This window comes from Streptomyces sp. NPDC048277 (genome assembly GCF_040652235.1).
In the GTDB taxonomy this organism is placed as follows: Bacteria; Actinomycetota; Actinomycetes; order Streptomycetales; family Streptomycetaceae; genus Streptomyces.
The window spans coordinates 126,298-144,736 of sequence record NZ_JBEZLQ010000021.1 but is presented as its reverse complement, the minus strand read 5'-3'; the positions used below and the strand labels follow the sequence as shown (position 1 = coordinate 144,736).

Annotated in this window: 10 protein-coding genes; 2 read left to right on the top strand and 8 right to left on the bottom strand. The window is 74.0% G+C overall.

Going from position 1 to position 18,439, the window contains the following annotated elements; all coding sequences use genetic code 11:
- Positions 1 to 28: 28 nt before the first annotated feature.
- Complete coding sequence (locus AB0D85_RS36620) at positions 29 to 793, bottom strand: acyltransferase (RefSeq protein ID WP_362329972.1); 765 nt, start codon at positions 791 to 793, stop codon at positions 29 to 31.
- Positions 794 to 903: 110 nt separating this feature from the next.
- On the opposite strand from AB0D85_RS36620, the gene AB0D85_RS36615 reads away from it, so the two are divergent.
- A complete protein-coding gene (locus AB0D85_RS36615; RefSeq protein ID WP_362329969.1) occupies positions 904 to 1,431 on the top strand; it encodes a gamma carbonic anhydrase family protein in 528 nt (175 codons plus the stop codon).
- A gap of 88 nt (positions 1,432 to 1,519) precedes the next feature.
- Here the strand turns inward: AB0D85_RS36615 and AB0D85_RS36610 are convergent, their stop codons facing one another.
- The gene (locus AB0D85_RS36610) at positions 1,520 to 2,158 is read right to left on the bottom strand and encodes a DedA family protein (RefSeq protein WP_362330094.1); all 639 of its coding nucleotides are present in this window, start codon (positions 2,156 to 2,158) and stop codon (positions 1,520 to 1,522) included.
- A 201-nt stretch (positions 2,159 to 2,359) separates the two neighbouring features.
- On the opposite strand from AB0D85_RS36610, the gene AB0D85_RS36605 reads away from it, so the two are divergent.
- Complete coding sequence (locus tag AB0D85_RS36605) at positions 2,360 to 3,358, top strand: lysylphosphatidylglycerol synthase transmembrane domain-containing protein (RefSeq protein WP_362329966.1); 999 nt, start codon at positions 2,360 to 2,362, stop codon at positions 3,356 to 3,358.
- A gap of 4 nt (positions 3,359 to 3,362) precedes the next feature.
- On the opposite strand, the gene AB0D85_RS36600 is transcribed toward AB0D85_RS36605, so the two are convergent.
- Genes AB0D85_RS36600 through AB0D85_RS36575 form a run of 6 tightly spaced genes read right to left on the bottom strand, consistent with a single transcriptional unit; the run spans position 3,363 to position 18,225 of the window.
- Positions 3,363 to 4,418: a class I SAM-dependent methyltransferase gene (locus tag AB0D85_RS36600; RefSeq protein ID WP_362329963.1), complete on the bottom strand. Its 1,056-nt coding sequence runs from the start codon at positions 4,416 to 4,418 to the stop codon at positions 3,363 to 3,365.
- Positions 4,415 to 5,581, bottom strand: coding sequence for a glycosyltransferase (locus AB0D85_RS36595; protein WP_362329960.1), 1,167 nt, complete (start codon positions 5,579 to 5,581; stop codon positions 4,415 to 4,417). Before AB0D85_RS36595 ends, AB0D85_RS36600 begins: the two co-directional genes overlap by 4 nt.
- Positions 5,578 to 6,393: an alpha/beta hydrolase gene (locus AB0D85_RS36590; RefSeq protein ID WP_362329957.1), complete on the bottom strand. Its 816-nt coding sequence runs from the start codon at positions 6,391 to 6,393 to the stop codon at positions 5,578 to 5,580. Before AB0D85_RS36590 ends, AB0D85_RS36595 begins: the two co-directional genes overlap by 4 nt.
- Positions 6,394 to 6,396: 3 nt before the next feature.
- Entirely contained in the window at positions 6,397 to 6,714 is a 318-nt protein-coding gene (locus AB0D85_RS36585) for an acyl carrier protein (RefSeq protein WP_362329954.1), read from the bottom strand.
- Positions 6,711 to 11,357, bottom strand: coding sequence for a beta-ketoacyl synthase N-terminal-like domain-containing protein (locus tag AB0D85_RS36580; RefSeq protein WP_362329951.1), 4,647 nt, complete (start codon positions 11,355 to 11,357; stop codon positions 6,711 to 6,713). Before AB0D85_RS36580 ends, AB0D85_RS36585 begins: the two co-directional genes overlap by 4 nt.
- A 1-nt stretch (position 11,358) precedes the next feature.
- Positions 11,359 to 18,225 carry an SDR family NAD(P)-dependent oxidoreductase gene (locus tag AB0D85_RS36575; RefSeq protein ID WP_362329948.1) on the bottom strand — a complete coding sequence of 2,289 codons (6,867 nt, stop codon included), beginning with the start codon at positions 18,223 to 18,225 and terminating at the stop codon, positions 11,359 to 11,361.
- Positions 18,226 to 18,439: the final 214 nt, after the last annotated feature.

The window sequence follows — 18,439 nt, the reverse complement described above, 5'->3', positions numbered from 1 at the left end:
TCGGCGGGCGGCTCGGCGGGGCTGACGCTCAGCTCTCCGTCTCCAGTTCGGCGAGCCTCGCCACGTCCTCCTCGTCCAGTTCCGCCAGCGCGCGCAGCTGCTCCGGCGTCATGCCCTCCGGGATCGGCACCGGCGCGGGCGTACGCAGCGGCGGCTGCCAGCCGGTCTCGGCGGTCCAGCGTCGTACGACCCGGGCCGGGGCCCCCGCCACCACGGCGTGGTCGGGCACCGCGCCCCGGACCACCGCGCCGGCGGCCACCACCACGTTCCGGCCGATCCGCGCGCCCGGCAGGATCACCGCGCCGGTGCCGATCCAGCAGCCCGGGCCGATCTCCACCGGCTCCATGCGCGGCCACTGCTTGCCGATCGGCTCATGCGGATCGTCGTACGAGTGGTTCGTCGAGGTGACGTAGACGTACGGGCCGAAGTAGCAGTCGCTGCCGATGGTGACGGTCGTGTCGGCGATCACATGGCTGCCGCGGCCGAGGACCACGCCGTCGCCGATGCGCAGGATCGGGTCGGGGCCGAGGTCGAGGTCGGGCATCAGGCCCGCGGTGAGCGTGACCTGTTCGCCGACGATGCAGTGCGAGCCGATATGGATCCACGGTTCGCCGAAGACCGTGCCGAGCGGGAAGGCGAGGCGGGTGGCTTCGCCGAGCGCGCCGAAGCGGAAGCGGCCGGGGCGGTCGGCGGCGACGGAACCGGTGCGCTGCGCCCAGGCCCAGACCGCGTGCACCGCGCGCTGGGTGAGGCGGCGGCGCCAGGACGAGAACGTGTTCTTGGGCTTCGGCACGGGGTCACGCTACTCAGCGGAGGGCGCCGACAAGAGGGCGGGCCGCTGTGATCTTCGCCCCAGGCGGTGGGCTAGGTTGCCGTGGACATCGATGACGACGGGAGACGGTGATGACGCAGAAGGCGCTGATCGTGGGGATCGGGGGGCGGGAGCCGAAGATCGAGGCCGACGTGTTCGTGGCGCCCACGGCCTCGGTGATCGGGGACGTGACGCTCAGGGCCGGGGCGAGTGTCTGGTACGGCGCGGTGGTGCGGGGGGACGTCGAGAAGATCACCGTGGGGGCCCAGGCGAATGTGCAGGACAACGTGACGCTGCACGCGGATCCGGGGTTTCCGGTGACCGTCGGGGAGCGGGTGTCCATCGGGCACAACGCGGTCGTGCACGGGGCGACCGTCGGGGACGACTGCCTCATCGGGATGGGGGCGACCGTGCTGAACGGGGCGGTGATCGGGGCGGGGTCCCTGGTCGCCGCGCAGGCATTGGTGCCGCAGGGGATGGAGGTGCCGCCGGGGTCGTTGGTGGCGGGGGTGCCGGCGAAGGTGCGGCGGGAGCTGAGTGAGGAGGAGCGGCAGGGGGTGACCCTCAACGGCACCCTGTACGCGGAGTTGGCGAAGGCGCATCGCGGGGTGCACGAGTAGGTCGTACGGCGGGTGCGGCGGTGTGGGGGCTGGTCGCGCCCACGCAGCGGTAGCAGCAAATCGATACAGCCCCGCGCCCCTAAAACAACTACTCCCCAGCACCTACAGGCTCAGGCTCCTTCTCCTGAGCCTTGCTTGCCTTGCGCTTCACGATCAGCATCGACGCCAGGCCCACCAGGACCGCCGCCGCCAGGCCCACGTACGAGAACCTCTTCAGCCAGTCCTCCGCGACGATCCCGACGTAGTAGACGACCGCCGTCGTGCCACCTGCCCAGCAGATGCCGCCCAGCAGGTTCGCCGTGAGGAACTTCCAGTACGGCATGTGGAGGACGCCCGCGAGCGGGCCCGCGAAGATGCGGAGCAGGGCGATGAAGCGGCCGAAGAAGACCGCCCACATGCCCCACTTCTCGAAGGAGCGCTCGGCGGTGGCCACATGGCCCTCGCTGAAGTGTCTCGGGAACTTCCTGCCCAGCCAGGCCAGCAGCGGGCGGCCGCCCTTGCGGCCGATCGCGTAGCCGATGGAGTCGCCGATGACCGCGCCCGCGACGGCGCAGGCGCCGAGGACGACCGGGTTGATGCCCGAGTGCTGGGAGGAGAGCAGCGCGGCGGAGACCAGGACGATCTCGCCCGGCAGCGGGATGCCCAGGCTCTCCAGACCGATGACCAGCGCCACCGTTGCGTAGACGGCGATCGCCGGCACCGAGTCGAGCCATTCCTGGACGTGCACCGCGGGGTCCTCCCCTGTCGTGGGCTCCTTCCCCAGGAAGGCTACCGGGTCGGCGGGGTACGGCAGCGCCCGCGGCACCCACCCGCCCTCCCGCCTTCGGTTTTCGGACATCCGGGTGTCATACGGGACGGGAAGGCTCCGGGCGGTCTCGCTCGCCCGTGGCTCCCCACCTCGGGCCCGCTGTGGAAGGACAACGTCCCCGTGTCCTCACTGTCCTCACTGTCCTCGCTGTCGTCGGCCCGCCCCGACGCGCCCGTGCGCCCGCTGCCGACGCACTCGACGGCGGGCCGGCCGCTCCGGCTCGCCCTGTGTCTGTCCCCGCTGCTGATCGCCGCGATCTGGGGGCTGACCAACCAGTCCCTGCTGTACGAGGGTGTCACCCGGCTCACCCACGCCGAGCCGGTGTGGCTGCTGGCCGGGGGCGGTCTCACCTGCCTGACCTGGGTGGTGGCCGCCTGTATGCGGCAGGGCGCCGTGCCCGACCGGCTGCCGCCGGGGCTGCTGCTGGCCTCGCAGTTCGCCGCCGGGGCCGCCAACCACGCGCTGCCCGCCGGGCTCGGTGCGCACGCCGTCACCGTGCGCTTCCTGCGCACCCGGGGTGTCCCCCTGGAACGGGCCACCGCCTCGATCGCCCTGTACTCGGTGGCTAAGTCGGGTGCGAAGACGGTCGTGCTCATCGTGTTCCTGCTGTCCTCGTCCGCCTGGCGGCGGCTGGGCGAGCTCGTCCCGGACGGCATGGTGCTGATCCCGGTCGCCGCCGTCGTCACCCTGGCCGGCGTGGCGATGGCCGTCGTACGACCGCTGCGGCGGCCGCTCACCACCATGGTGCGCACCGCGCTCGTCGACGCCCGGACGGTCCATGCGCGCCCCTCGCGGGTGCTCGCCCTGTGGGGCGGGGCCACGGCGATGCCGCTGGTGCAGGCGAGCGTGCTGGCCTGCACCGGGGAGGCGCTCGGGCTCGGGCTGTCCTGGGGGAACGTGATCCTGGCGTATCTGGCGGCGGGCACCGCCGGGGGCGCCGTGCCGGTGCCCGGCGGGGTCGCGGTGGACGCGGCGCTGGTGTTCACGCTGGCCGCGTTCGGCTCCCCGCTGGCGGTGGCCACCGCGACCGTGATCGGCTACCGCGTCCTGACCGACTGGGTGCCGCTGCTGCCGGGCGCCCTGGTGCTGTCGGCGATGATCCGCGCCAAGGCGCTGTGAGGCCTCAGTCGCGGCGGGCGACGATGCGGTAGGCGTTGGAGACGCGGAGGCGGTGCGAGAGCGGCCGTACGGCGAAGCGGTCCAGGAGGGTGCCCGCGATCAGGGCCGGGATGCCCGCGATGAGCAGGGCGGCGCGGAGCGTCTTGGCGAGGGTGCCGGGCGGTGTCGGCAGCCAGGGGGCGTCCTCGCGCGGGGCGGTGTGGTCCAGGGCGAGCCAGACGGCGGCCAGCAGGTCGACGGGGTCGTGGGCCTCGGCGTGCTCTTCGGCGACCACCGTGAAGCCGAGGCCGGTGAGGCGTTCGCGGAGGTTGGCGACGGGGATGAAGTGCAGGTGCTGCGGCTGGAGCCAGGGCAGCCACCAGCGGCCGAGCAGGCGGGCGTAGCGGCTCTCGGGGTCGGGGACCTCGATCAGGAGGTGGCCGCCGGGGCGTACCGTCTCGTGGGCGGCGCGCAGTTCGCGGTCGGGGTCGGTGCTGTGCTCCAGGTAGTGGAACATGCTGACGACGTCGTAGCGGGCGGTGAGATCGGGGGCGAGGTCGGGGAAGGCACCCCGGTAGGCGTGCTCCACCCGGCCCTCACGGGCGGCGAGTTCGACGCCGTCGGTGAAGTCGAGGCCGTCGAAGGATGTGCCGGGCAGCACCTCGCGGGCGGCCTCGCAGAAGTGGCCGTGGCCGGTGCCGACGTCGAGCCAGTTCTTCGGGGTCGCGTCGTGCGGGACCATGGACCGGGCGCGGCCCTGGTACATCTTGGTGCGGCCGCCGAAGGTGCCGCTCATCTTCTGTTCGCCCAGGCCGTCGTAGAAGTCGCGGTAGTAGAACTCCAGGCCACTCTCGTTCAGTTGCGGGTTCTGGAAGGTGTGTCCGCAGTCCGCGCAGCGGTCCAGGGCGAAGGCACCCGGCTTGTGCTGCAGCAGGTCGGTGGTGCGCAGGCGTGTGGTGAGCCGGTCCGAGTGGCACCAGGGGCAGGAGGTGCGCCGGGGCTCGAAGAAGCGGTCGGTCCCTTCGGCCAGGTCCCGCTGGTAGGCGGAGCGCAGCGCCTCGATCTCACTCTGCTTGCTCATCGGGTCTCCTGGGCTGCGAGGTGTTCGAGGTGGGTCGCGGCGGCCGGCGCACCGCCCGCCGCGCGGAACGCGGTACGGATCCGGGCCGCCGCCGTGCGCTGCGCGGGTTCGTACAGGACGGTGTCGAGGGCCTCGCCCAGCTTCGCGGCGGTGACCCGGCCGAACCGGACCCGGATGCCCGCGCCCGCGGCGACGACCTGTCCGGCGATCACGGGCTGGTCGTCGCGGATGGGGGCGACGACCAGCGGGACCCCGTGCCACAGCGCCTCGCACACGGTGTTGTGCCCGGCGTGGCAGACGACCGCGTCGACCCGTTCCAGGAGCGGGAGCTGGGGCAGCGAGGGCAGGACGAGGACGTCCTTGTCATCGGGTGCCGGGGGCAGGATGGCGCCGGGGTCGGCGACCAACGCCTGGACCCGGTCGGCCCGTTCGCGTACCGCCGCCACGCACTCGGCGAGGAAGCGTCCGCCGACGTCCGCGTTGGCGGTGCCGAGGGAGACGAGGACCTTCTTGCGGCCGGGGTCCAGCCACTCCCAGGGGAAGCCGTCGGCCGTGGGGCGCTCGGAGACCGACGGGCCCACGTAGCGGACCGCCGACTGGTCCGTGGGGCCCGCGAGTTCGGGCGTGGTGAAGGCAAGCGTCAGATGGGGCGAGAAGCGTGGGTCGGCCGTACCCGCCGGGTCGCCGTTGCGGTCCCGGAGTTCGGTGAGCCGGGCCCGGAGCCATTCGGCGACCTTGGGGATGCCGTCGTAGGCGCCGCCGAACTCGGCGGAGGTGGTCGCCGAGGTCGCCCAGGGCAGGCCGAGCCGTTCGGCCACCAGGGCGCCGGCGAAGGCCTGTTGGTCGGCGACGACGGCATCGGGGCGGAACTCGTCCACGGCGGCCTGCACTCCGGGGGCCATCGCGTCGGCGAGCGGCACCAGGAACCACTCCCACAGGAACTTCAGCGCCTCCGCACCGCGCAGGTCGGCGGGCCGTTCGCCCTCGACGGCGCCCGCGCAGGGGAACACCCGTGCCTGCGGTCCCGCCAGCCGTCGTACCAGCCCGGCGTCGGGGCAGACCCAGGCCACCCGGTGCCCGCGCGCGGTGAGTTCGGCCGCGACGCCGACGGCCGGGTTGATGTGCCCGACCAGGGGCGGTACGACGAACAGGAAGCCGCTCACCGGACCGCGGCCGTCCGCGCTCCGCCGACCGAGTGGATCAGCTCCAGGATGTGTCCGCCGACCGTGCCGGACGCCTCGACCAGCACGGAGTGCTCGTGCCCGGGCAGCACCACCGACCGGAAGTCCGTCAGCAGGGTCTCCTTCAGCGGGACCACGTCCACCAGGTCCGAGTCGCCGCCGTAGACCCCGAGGACCGGGCAACGTACGGCGCTGATCTGTTCCTCGGTGAGGACCCGGCTGGCGGGGATGTCCCGGCCGAGGCTGGTCTCGCGGGCGAGGCGGGCCGCGCCCCTGGCCAGCCGGGCGGTGTTGTGGCTGCGGTTGGCGGTGATCCAGGCGATCGCGTCGGACTCGTTGTGGGCGAGTTCGGTGACGACCCGGTGCAGGATGCCGCGGAGCTTGAGGGCCCAGGCGGCGGTGGCGGGTTCCGACTCGATCAGGGTGAGGCTGGCGGCGCGTTCGGGGTGGCGGGCCGCGTAGCCGAAGGCGATCGTGCCGCCGTAGGAGTTCCCGACCAGGTGGACCGGGCCGCTGATCGACAGGTGGTCGAGCAGGGCTTCGAGGTCGTCGATGTTGTGGTCGAGGGTGTAGCCGCCGGCCGGGCGGGCGCTGCGGCCGTGGCCGCGCAGGTCGTACATGACCACGTCCAGGCCGGAGGCGGCGAAGGCCGGGGCCACGGTGAAGTAGTAGCTCGCGAGGCTGTCGGTGAGCAGCCCGTGCACGAGGACCACGGTGGCGACGGGGCTGCGGCCCTCCGCCGGGCCCATGCGCTGTACGTGCAGCCGGATGTCTCCGGTGTCGACCATCGCCATGGCTCAGCCCGCCTCCGTGGCCTTCAGGCTCCACACGACGTACTCGACGAGCCGGCCGACGGTGAGTTCGATGATCTCGTCGAACTCCATCCCGGCCAGGAACTCGGCGAAGTTGACCCGCCTGCCGTACCGCTCCTCCAGCAGCCCGGCCAAGGTCACCAGGTCGATGCTCTCCAGCTCCAGGTCCCGGTTGAAGGTGGTGCTCATACCGATCACGGCGTCGTCGTCGCCGTACTCCTCCAGGAGGGTGCGGAGCATCCGGGTGAGGTCGGCGAGCACCGCCTCCTCGTCGGCGCGGATCTCGGGCTCGGTGGGATTCATCGCGGGTCCTCCTCTGGGTCTGCGGCTGCCGGTCCGGTCGTCCAGGCCACGACGTAGTCGCGGTCCGGCAGTGCGGGGGGATTGCGGACCGGCGCGCACCGCACCGGGTAGGCGCGTTCCAGCCGGCCCGAGACGAGCAGCCGGCTGCCGTCCGGGGCCGCCTCCAGGACGGTGAAGTCCCGTGGCCGGCCGCCGAATCCGGTGCCCTCCGCCTTGGCGACGGCTTCCTTGGCGGCCCAGAACCGGGTGAACCACCGTGCGACGGAGTCGTCCGTGGAGAGCGTGCGCAGCAGCCGGAGTTCGTCCGCGCCGAGCACGGCTTCCATGGCGGCCGGGTCGCGTTCGGTGACCTCTTCGAGGTCGATGCCCGGGCCGGGTCCTGGTGTGTGCGGGCGTACGATCGCGGCGGCCGCCTCGGCCCGGTGGGCGAGGGAGACGTCCAGCGCGGGCAGCGCGCGGCCGTGCACACCGACCACGTACGGCCGACCCAACTCGTCGTTGCGGATACGGAGTTCGGCCGGATAGACGGGTCCCTCGCCGTGCTGCCAGAGCCACTGCCGTACGGCGTCCTTGGCGGCGATCCGGCCCAGCAGCCACTGTCTTCGGCCGCGCGGGGCGTGCTCGGCGTACTCCGAACGCTCCGTTCCGCCCAGGGAGTTGCGCATGATGAGCTCCCGGGAGGCGAGGTCCGGCCAGCGTTCGTGGAGCAGTGTCCAGCCGCCGGGCTGTGCCTCGGAGAGGGTGTTGCGCTCGGGGAAGCGCTCGACGGGGCGGGTCTGCGGGTCGTTGTCGAAGCGCCGGTCCTGCCAGCCCGCGATGCTCGCCCAGACCCGGCCGTCGACGGTGAGCTCCACGTCCGCCTCCAGGACGGTGTCGGTGAGCGAGGTGATCCGCACCAGGCATCCGACCTCGGTGCCGGGCTCCGGATGCGGTCCGTGGAAGCGCATCTCCCGCATCTGCACGGGGAAGACGACGGTCCGCTCGGTGCGGGTGGCCATGATCCAGTAGCCGAGGATCTGGCCGACGTTGTCCAGCAGGGCGCCCGGTGCGGCGGGCGTGGTGATCACCCCGCGGACGTGCCGGTCGCCGATCGCGGTGAGGTCGGTGACGCCCTGGAACGCCGGGCCGTGGAACATCCACCGCTCGGAGTAGAGCTGGGCGGCGGTGTGGTCGGGGGTGCGTTCGGGGGCCGGCGGCCGGGCGGGGGCGGCGGGTGCCGGCGCATGGCCGGGGGCGAGTTCGACGACCGCGCGGGCGGTGGGGCCGAAGGTCACGGAGACCCGGCCGGGGCTCTCGGGGGTGACGGTGACCGGGACGTCGACGGGGGGTGTGGCGGTGAGCCAGCGGTCGAAGCGGGCCCCGTGCACGGCGACCGCCCGCAGTCCGGTGGCCTCCTCCGCCGCGTCCATCAGGTGCCGGACGATCGTGGTGGCCGGCACCACCGGCCAACGGTCCTCGACCTCGGGCCAGTCGGGGCGTTGCGGGAAGAAGCAGTGGTCGAGGAGGTGGGGCATGGCCTCGGGTGACACCCGGAGGGTGGTGGTGCGGGGTGCCTCGGCGGGTGCGGCCGGGGCGGGGGGTATCCCGGCCGGGGCGTGGGGTGTACCGGCCCGTGCGGCCGGGACGCGGGGTGCCTCGGCCGGCGCGACCGGGACTCGGGGTCCGGTGGGCGTGGGCGTGGGTGTGCGGGGTGTGGGTACGGCCGGGGCCGTCGTGGCCGTCGTACGGACCGCCCCGAGTACGGCGGCGGCCGTGTCCGCGGTGTCGCGCAGCAGCGCACTCAGTTCGGCGGCGGCCGGGATGCGTACGGCGAGTTCGTCGAGCGGGGACGCGCCCGTGGTCGTTTGCGGTCGTCCCAGCTCCGCGCGGAGCCGGTGCAGGACCGGGCCGTCGAGGGAGACCAGGGCGCCGTCCAGGTCGAGGCGGACGGGCGGGCGGTGCCCCACGGCCGTGGTCGTGCCCTTGGCTCCCCGCACCGCCGGAGCGACGGCCACCGCGTCCGTTCCCGGCACTGCCGGCGCCACGGTCGCGCCCGCCGTCCACAACGCCGTGGCCACCCGGCGGAGTTGGGCCAGTCCGGAGCGGTGCGGGGAGTTGGCGGCGACGGCGAGGTGGTCGCGGTCGCCGAGGATGTCTCCGATGAGGGAGGCCAGTTGGCCGGGGCCGGTCTGCACGAAGGTGCGGTGGCCGGCGGCGTAGAGCGCCTCGATCAACTGGCGGAAGCGGACGGGCTCCAGCAGGTGGCGGACGAACAGTTCGCGCACCTCCGCCTCGGCCTCCGGGAAGGGTGCCGCGGTGGTGCCGGACCAGACCGGGACGGTGGGCCGGTGCAGCCGGAAGCGGTCGGCGGCCTCCTTGATGGGGCTCAGGTACGGCTCCAGCATCGGCGTGTGGAAGCCGGACCGGAACGGCAGCACCTGGCACAGCACGCCGTCGGCCCGGAAGGCGCGGACGAAGCCGTCCACCGCCTGGTCGGGACCGCAGATCATCGACTGGTTCGGGGCGTTGTCGTGGGAGAGGACGATCCCGGCGTCCGCCCAGTCGTCGTGGAGCGCGGCCAGGACCCGGTCGGCGGGGGCACCGATCGCCGCGAAGGCGAGGCCCGGGACGGTGACCGCGTCGGGGTCGAACCCGTCCATGAACGCGTCGACCTGCTCGTCGGAGTAGAGTCCGGCGGCCGCCATCGCCGTCCACTCGCCGACGCTGTGCCCGGCGACCGCGTCCGGGGTCACGCCCATCCGGCGCAGCGCGCTGTCGAGGAGCCGCCCCACGCCGACGACACCGAACCCATGACGGCCTACGTCACCGACCCGCACGTCCTGAGCGGCGGGTCCCGCGGTGACGGTGGGGAGGCCGAAATGCGCGGCGATGTCGTCGACGCGGGGAGTGAACTCGCCTTCCAGGCCCGGGAAGACGAAGGCCAGCCTGCCGGTGCGGAGCAGGGAGGCGGGCCGGAACCAGACGTCGTTGCGGCCCTGCCAGGCCCGGCCCTTGCCGACGGCGCGGCGGGCGAGGGCGAGCCGTTTGGCGGTGGGGTCGACGATGCCGAGGCGTACCGGGCCGGCCTCCGGGTGCGGGTGCGCGGGGTCGAGACCGGCGACGAGGACGGTCGAGTCGCCTGCGGCGAGGGTGGCGTCGAGCTGTTCGGTGGTGCGGGCGGCGAGGAGGAGGATGCGCTCGGGTTCGGTGACCCTGGTGAGGGCGGTGCCGGGGCTCCTGCGGGGTGCCTCCTCCAGTACCACGTGGGCGTTGATCCCGCCGAACCCGAAGGCGTTCACCCCGGCCCGGCGCACCGGCTGCTCCGGGGTGGTCTCCCAGGGCTCGGCGCGGTCCAGGGTGCGGAAGCGGGTCTTCGCGAGGGCCGGGTGCGGGTCGTCGCAGTGCAGGGTGGGCAGCAGGGTGGCGTGGTGGAGGGCGAGTGCCGCCTTGACCAGCCCCGCGACTCCCGCGGCCGGCATGGTGTGGCCGATCATCGACTTCACGGAGCCCAGCACGGCCCGTTCGTCGCCGGCGCCGCCCGTCCCGAACACCTCGGCGAGGGTGGTGAGTTCGGCCCCGTCGCCCGCCGGGGTCGCGGTGCCGTGGGCCTCCAGGAGGCCGACCGAGCGGGGTGCGGTGGGGTCGAGACCGGCCGCGTGCCAGGCCTGGCGTACGGCGTGGGCCTGGCCGCCGGGGTCGGGGTTGACGAGTCCGGCGGTGCGGCCGTCGCTGGCCACGCCGGTGCCGCGGATCACGGCGTAGACGCGGTCGCCGTCGCGTTCGGCGTCGGCGAGGCGTTTGAGGACGACGACTCCGGTGCCCTCGCCGATGAGGATGCCGTCGGCCTCGCGGTGGAAGGGGCGGATGCGCTGGCTCGGGGAGAGGGCGCGGAGCTGGGAGAACACGCTCCACAGGGTGATGTCGTGGCAGTGGTGCACTCCCCCGGCCAGCATCATGTCGCAGCGTCCGGCGGCCAGTTCGGTGACCGCCTGGTCGACGGCGACCAGCGAGGAGGCGCAGGCCGCGTCCACGGTGTAGGCGGGGCCGCGCAGGTCGAGGCGGTTGGCGATCCGGGAGGCGGCGAGGTTGGGCACCAGGCCGATCGCCGACTCGGGGCTGGCGGGACCGAGCCGCTCGGTGAACGCCTCACGCACCCGGGCCAGCTGGCCCGGGGTGAGGTCCGGCACCAACTCGCCCAGGGTGCGCACGAGTTGTCCTGCCGTCCGGACCCGCTGGTCGAGCCGGACCAGGCCGGGCGTGAGATAGCCGCCCCGGCCCAGCACCACACCGATCCGGTGCCGGTCGGGCAGCCGGTCCTCGCCGCCCGCGTCGGCGATCGCGGCGGCGGCCACGTCGAGGGCGATCAGCTGGTCGGGCTCGGTGCCGTCCACGGAGTTCGGCATGATCCCGTACCGGGTGACCTCCACCTCGGCCAGCCCGTCCACGAAGCCGCCGCGCCGGCAGTACACCTGGTCGGGGACGGCGGGTCCGGCCGCCGAGCCGGGCCGGTAGTAGTCCGCGTCCCAGCGCCCTTCGGGCACCTCGCCGATCGCGTCCACCCCGTCGCGCAGGTTCCTCCAGTACGCGTCGAGGCCCGCGGCGCCGGGCAGCAGCACCGCCATCCCCACGATCGCGACCGGTGCCTGACGGTCGTCGTCGCTCATGTCACCAGCCCGACGCGGTGTAGACGACGGCACGTGCGGACTCCTCGCCCCAGGCCAGCTCCCGCAGCAGGACAGCGGTGCCCTCCTCGGGATCGATCAGCTGCACCCCGCGCCGTGCGTACTCGCGCCCCAGCTCCGGGCTGACCATGCCGGTGTGGCCGCCGACGGGCGCCCACGGCCCCCAGTGCACGGTCAGCGCCCGGTTGCCGGTGCGTTCCGCCCAGCCCGCGCCGAGGCTCTCCAGGGCGTCGTTGGCGGCGGCGTAGTCGGCCTGGCCGCGGTTGCCGAGGACGGCGGAGATGCTGCCGAACAGCACGGCGAATCCAGGTCCGTTGGGGAGTTCCTCCAGTGCGGCGAGGAGCGTGGCGGCGCCGGCCGTCTTCGTCCCGTAGACCCGCTGGAAGGACTCCGGCGTCTTCTCGGCGATCAGCCGGTCCTCGATCACCCCGGCCGCGAAGACCACCCCGTCCAGGCGCCCGTGGTCGGCGTGGATCTCCTTGACGGCCTGCAGGGCCGCGTCCCGGTCGCGGAAGTCCACGGCGCGGTAGCGCGCCTCGCTGCCAAGGGCGGCGAGTTCGTCCAGGGTGGCGATGATCTCCCGCTGGGCGAGGATCAGTTCGGCCTCCCGGCCCACCTCGGCGGGCTTGAGTCCGCCCCGGGCGGCGAGGGCCGCGCGGAGTTCGGCCGGGGTACGCGCTCCGGCGGTGTCCTGGGCCTCGGGGCCGGCCGGCGCGGGTGTCCGGCCGAGCAGTTCGATACGGCAGCGGCAGGCGGCGGCGAGGGTGGCCGCGAACTTCGCGGTGATGCCACGGGCCCCGCCGACCAGCAGCACCACGGAGTCCCGGTCGAGGCCGAGCGCGGCGGCCTCGGCGGCGCCCTCTCCGGCCGGTCCGGCCCCGGTGCTGCCGAGGGTGCCGAGCGGCACCTCGACCAGGTCGAGACCCTGCCGGCCTGCCGCCGTGCGCAGCACGACAGGGGCGGGCTCCGGTGCGAGCAGCTCGGCGAGCAGCGCGTCGGCGACGGCGGCGGGAGCGGTGTCCCCAAGGGTCACGACCCGGGCGACGGTGTCCGGGTACTCCCGGGCGACGGTGCGGAACAGCCCGTGCAGTCCGGCCGCGCGCGCCGCGTCCTCGCCGTCGGCGGGCCGGGCGGCCAGCAGCCAGCGCGGGCCGCGGGCCAGGGCCGCCCGCAGGACGGGGAAGGCGTCCGGCAGCACCGGCGCGTCGCCGTTGCCCGGCAGCGCGCCCAGATACAGCACGCCGTCCACGGTTCCGTCCGCCTCGCCGAGCAGGTGGTCCGGCGCGACGGTCACGGCCTCGGCGCCGTACGCGGAGAGCCGTTCCGCCGTCTGCGCACCGTCCCCGAGCACGAAGAACCGCTTGCCCGACAGCAGGGCGGCGGGGTCGGCCACCGCGTCCGGCTGCTGTGCCAGGGTGACGGGCCGCATCTCGAAACGCTTGGGGGCCACACCCGTGAGGGGCTCCTCGGACACGGCGGTGCTCACCGGCTCCGCCACGGCAGAGGTTGCCGGCTCTGCTGCGGCAGGGCGCACCGGTTCTGCCGCAGCAGGGGGTGCCGGCTCCGTCTCGGCGGCGGTCGCCGGCTCCGCGCCCGCTCCGACGCGAGCCGTCAGCCATCCGGTCACTGCGGCCGCCGTGCGCGCCTTGGTCAGCTCCTCCAACTCGCTGTCGTCCAGGGTCTCGGCCCCGCCCGCGATCCCGAGCCGCTTCGCCAGCTCGCCCGCGATCTCGGCCCGTTTGATCGAGTCGATGCTCAGGTCCGCCTCCAGGTCGAGGTCGGGCTCGATCATGTCGACGGGGTAGCCGGTGCGTTCGCTGATGATCTCCAGGACGACCCGCTCGACGTCGGTCTCCGGCACCGACTCGACGACCTGGGCGGCCTCCAACTCCGGCTGCGGCTGCGGCTGCGGCTGCGACACCACGATGTCGACGGGCACCTGCGGAATCGGAGCCATCGGCGCGGCGGGCACCGCCCCCGGTGTCGCGCCGAAGTAGGTGAGCAGCACATCGCGCTGCGCGGCGATCATCTCCCGGCTGGTACGCAGGAATTCGGAGATCAGCGCGTCCCGGTCGGCCGGGACACCCTGCGGCTGGTTCGTCGTCACGGTCGTCGTCTCCACGACTCGTCGGGCCGGTGCGAGGGCACCGGGCAGGAGGTCTCCGGCGGCGGTGCGCACCAGCTGTCCGTCGACGGTCCAGCCGGGCCGCTTCGGCGCCGGGGTGCGGACGGCGTCGACGGCGTCGCGGCCGCGCAGCAGCCAGGCGGTGCGTACCGGTACGCCGGTCACGGCCAGTTGGGCGAGCGCGTCGAGCCAGCCGCGCAGTCCGCTGTCGGCGCGGGGCTCGCAGGCCACGGTGGTGTGCGGCCGGTCGCCGAGGATCTGCCCGACGAGCCGGGTGAGGACGGTCCCGGGCCCGGCCTCGACGAAGACGCGGGCCCCGGCCTCGTACATCGCCTCGATCTGGGCGGCGAAGGCGACGGGCGAGCCGATCTGGGCGGCGAGTTCGGCGCGGACGGCGTCGGCGTCCGGCCGGTAGGGGGCCGCGGTGCGGTTGGACCACACCGGGAACTCGGGCGGCCGTACGGCCCGTTCGGCGAGGACCTCGGCGAACCGCTCTCCCGCGTTCGCCACGACCGGGCTGTGGAAGGCGCAGGCGACCGGGATGCGCTTCGCCCCGAATCCGGCCTCGCGCAACAGCCGCACCGCCTCGGTGACTTCGCCGGTCGGACCCGATATCACCGTCTGCTGGGGCGAGTTGTGGTTGGCGAGGACGACCTGGGCCGGGGCTCCGACGGTGCGCAGTGCCCGCTCGACGTCCTCCGCCCCGGCGGAGACGGCGGCCATCGTGCCGGGTTCGTCTCCCGCGGCAGCCAGGATCGCGGCCGCGCGTTCGGCGCTCAGCTCCAGAAGGGTCTCGGGGGTGAGGGCGCCGGCCGAGCAGAGGGCGACCAGCTCGCCGTAGCTGTGTCCGGCGGCCATGTCGGGGCGGACGCCGGCCGCCGTCAGGAGGGCGTGGGCGGCGAGGCCGGTGATGCCGAGGGCGGGCTGGGCGGCCCGGGTGTCGGTGAGGGCGGTCCGGCGGCGCTCGCGGGTGGTGTCGTCGAACGCGGTGGGCGGGTAGAGGGGGCCCGCGTGGGCCCGGCCGAGCTGGAGGTAGTGCTGCAGCTCGGGGAAGGCGATGAACACGTCGGCGAGCATGCCCGGGCGCTGGCTGCCCTGGCCGGGGAAGAGGAACGCGACCTTGGCAGCCGCGTCCTGGGGCGCATCGGCCAGATGGATCCCGGCGCGCGGGTCGTGCTCTCCCCTGAGGACGCGGCGCAGCTGTCCGACCAGTCCGTCCACGTCGCTCGCGACCACCGCGGCCCGCACCGGCTCGTGCGTGGCGTCCGAGCGGCGGGCGGCGGCGAGTGCCAGGTCCCGCAGCCGCCAGGAACCGGTCTCGGCAGCCTTCAGGATCTCCTCGACACCTCGGTGGGCGGCCTTCTCGTCCCGCCCCCGGAACACGAACAGCTCGGCGGGCCAGGCGTCCAGCCCCTGCTCCGGCGGTACGGCGCCGTCGTACGCGCTCACCACCACATGGAAGTTGGTGCCGCCGAATCCGAACGCGCTGACTCCGGCGACCCGTTCGGCGGCCGGGGCGGCCCAGGGCCGGGCCTCGGCGTGGAAGGCGAACGGGCTGGCGTCCTCCTTCCACGCCGGGTTGGGGTGGTCGAGGTGCAGGGTGGGGGGCTTGACGCCGGTGTGCAGGGCGAGGGTGGTCTTGATCAGGCCCGCGAGTCCGGCGGCGCATTTGGTGTGCCCGATCTGGGACTTGACCGACCCGAGCGCGCAACCGCCGTTCTCGGCGCCCGCCTCCGCGAACACCTCGCTGAGGATGGTGAGTTCGGTGCGGTCACCGACCACGGTCCCGGTGCCGTGCGCCTCGACCAGGCCGACCTGCGCCGGGGAGACACCGGCGTTGCGGTACGCGCGGAGCAGCGCGGCACGCTGGCCCTCGGGGCGGGGTGCGGTCAGGCCCAGGGAGCGGCCGTCGCTGGACGATCCGAGGCCCTTGATCACGCCGTAGACGCGGTCGCCGTCGCGTTCGGCGTCGGCGAGGCGCTTGAGCACGACACACGCGACGCCCTCACCCAGCGCGATCCCGTCCGCGGAGCCGTCGAAGGCGCGGGAGCGGCCGGTCGGGGACAGGGCGTGCACGGAGGAGAAGAGGACGTAGTCGTTGATGCCGTTGTGCAGGTCGGCGCCGCCGCAGAGGACGACGTCGCTGGTGCCGGCGACCAGTTCCTTGCAGGCGACGTCGAGGGCGGCCAGCGAGGAGGCGCAGGCCGCGTCGACGGTGAAGTTGGCGCCGCCGAGGTCGAGCCGGTTGGCGATGCGGCCCGAGATGACGTTGGCGAGCATGCCGGGGAAGGAGTCCTCGGTCAGCCGGGGCAGCTGGTCTTCGAGGCCGTCCGGCACCTTGCCGTAGTAGGAGGGCAGTACGGCGCGCAGGGTGCCCGCGTTGGAGAGGTCGCTGCCGGCCTCGGCGCCGAAGACGACGGAGGTGCGGGAGCGGTCGAACTCGCGTCCCCGCTCGCCGTATCCGGCGTCGGCGAGGGCGCGCCGGGCGGCCTCCAGGGAGAGCAGCTGGACGGGCTCGATGTGGCCGAGGGAGGCGGGCGGGATGCCGTAGCTCAGCGGGTCGAAGGGAATCGGCGGCAGGAAGCCGCCCCACTTCGAGGTGGTGCTGCCGTCGGCGTGGTGGACGGCCGGGTCCCAGCGCTCGGGCGGGACCTCGGTGACCGCGTCGTGTCCGGCGACGACGTTGGCCCAGAAGGTGGCGAGGTCGGGGGCCTGCGGGAACATACAGGCCATACCGACGACGGCGACGTCGAGGGGGGCGGGGGCCGGCGGCTCCCCGTGCTCCTCGGGCTCCGGCCGTCGTGCGAGGAACTCGGCCGCGCCGTCGGTCACGGCGTGGTGCAGGGCCGCCACGGTGGTGGTCGCCGAGCGCAGCACGGCGACCTCTCCCGCCATGAACATCCCGTCGTTGAGCTGGCGTTGCTCGTCCACGTGCGTCAACTCGCCGCCGTCCTCGCGGTCGACGCCCTTGCTGGCGATGCGGAGCCGGCCGACGTTGAGGCGCTCCAGCTCCTCCCACAGCCGCCGGTCCGGCACTCCGTCGGCCCGCAACTCTGCTTCGAACTTGAGGTAGTTGAGGGTGAAGGGGCTGGGCACACAGCGGGTGGCGTGGCCGGGTGCGGTCTCCAGGAGTGCGGTCGAGGTGGCCGCCATGACCTGGCGCTGGAAGAGGGGCTGGATCGCTCCCCGGTCGACCGCCTCCTCGGTGAAGAGGTAGGCGGTGCCCATGAGGAGGCCGACGGCCGCGCCCCGGGCGGTGAGCGGTGCGGCGAGTGCGGCGACCATGGCCGCGGAGCGTTCGTCGTGGATGCCGCCCGCGAAGAACACCTCCAGGCCTTCGGCGTCCGGGAAGTCCTCCAGTACGGCGAGCTGGGCCTCCCAGAGCGGGAAGCTCGCGCGCGGCCCGACATGGCCGCCGCACTCGGAGCCCTCGAACACGAACTTCCGGGCCCCGGCCTCCAGGAACTGCCGCAGCAGCCCCGGCGAGGGCACGTGCAGGAAGGTGCTGATCCCGGCCCGCTCCAGCGCCTCCGCCTGGGCGGGGCGGCCGCCCGCGACGATCGCGTGGCTGGGCCGCAGTTCGCGTACGGCTTCGAGCTGGGCGTTCCTGAGGTCCTCGGGTGCGAAGCCCAGTACGCCGACGCCCCAGGGGCGGCCGTCCAGGGCGGCCTTGGCCTCGGTGAGCATCTCCCGGGTGCGCCTGCCGTCGGCGAGGGCGAGCGCCAGGAAGGGCAGCGCCCCGTCGGCGGCGACGGCCGCGGCGAAGGCGGCCCGGTCGCTGACCCGGGTCATCGGGCCCTGGGCGACGGGCAGCCGGGTGCCCAGGGCACGGCTCATGGGGGACGCACCGGGCCGCAGGGCGTCACCGGCGGCGGCACCGTTCCCGCGTATCGCGGCGGTCAACTCCCGTACGGTCCGCCGTACATCACCCCACAGCTCGGCGAACCGCGCGGCCAGGAAGCCGTCCTGGCCCACCGGCAGCAGCTGGGTGCGCAGGTCCTCGGCGCCGAGCAGCGCGGTCACCGCGGCCGGGTCGTCGGCGGGCGGGTGCACGGCGTCGGGGCCGCGGCGGTGCAGTACCCGGTGACCGGCCACGACGACCGTCTCGGAGCCGTCGAGGGCGCGCAGCGCGGCCGCCGTGGCCTCGGGGAGCCGGGACTCGGCGAGCAGGGCCAGCTGGCTGTCCAGGACGACTCCGGCCGCGCCCCCGGCCACCGCGGCCGCCGCCGTGCGTGGTCCGATGCCACCGCAGGCCCAGACGGGCACGTCCAACTCGGGTGCGTCGAGGAGTTGCTGGAGGAGGACGAAGGTGCTCGATCCGCCGACCCGGCCGCCGCTCTCGGCGCCCCGGGCGATCAGCCCGTGCGCGCCGGCCGCGACGGCCTCGCGCGCCCCGGCCAGATCGGTGACCTCGGCCAGCACCCGGCTGTGCGGGGCGAGTCGGTCGACGGTCCAGGGTGCGTCGGGGGCCAGGACCACCGTGTCGGGCGCGGGGCCGAGGTCCTCCGGGGCGAGCGCGCAGCCCGCGGCCACCCGTACGCCGTAGGGTCCGGGCGCGGCCCGTTTCAGCCGGGCCAGCGCCTCCCGGGTTCTTCGGTCGCCGCGGCCCAGGTCGAGGACGCCGAGTCCGCCGGCGGCGCAGACCGCTGTGGCAAGCCTGGCATCGGGTTCTCCGAATGGGGTGATGCAGATGATCAGGTCGACGGCACGCACAGGGGACGTCATGATGCTCCGAATAATCGGGAGGACAGCACGGTGGGGGATGTGTGCGGCGGAAAGCTCGTGGTGAGGCCACCGGAAACTAGCGAGTTCATTACTCGCGGGTCAATAACGACGCTGCCCTATCGCGCCCGGTAGCATTGATTCGGCCAGCCGGGGGAATTCACCGCAAGAGCCGAAAATCCGAGCATTTCACTGCGGATCAACGGCCATCGGGAGT

Excerpts from the sequence above, each read along its gene's own strand:
- AB0D85_RS36615 (WP_362329969.1), top strand. The coding sequence starts at position 904 with ATGACGCAGAAGGCGCTGATCGTGGGGATCGGGGGGCGGGAGCCGAAG.
- AB0D85_RS36600 (WP_362329963.1), bottom strand. The coding sequence starts at position 4,418 with ATGAGCAAGCAGAGTGAGATCGAGGCGCTGCGCTCCGCCTACCAGCGG.
- AB0D85_RS36590 (WP_362329957.1), bottom strand. The coding sequence starts at position 6,393 with ATGGCGATGGTCGACACCGGAGACATCCGGCTGCACGTACAGCGCATG.
- AB0D85_RS36585 (WP_362329954.1), bottom strand. The coding sequence starts at position 6,714 with ATGAATCCCACCGAGCCCGAGATCCGCGCCGACGAGGAGGCGGTGCTC.
- AB0D85_RS36580 (WP_362329951.1), bottom strand. The coding sequence starts at position 11,357 with ATGAGCGACGACGACCGTCAGGCACCGGTCGCGATCGTGGGGATGGCG.
- AB0D85_RS36575 (WP_362329948.1), bottom strand. The coding sequence starts at position 18,225 with ATGACGTCCCCTGTGCGTGCCGTCGACCTGATCATCTGCATCACCCCA.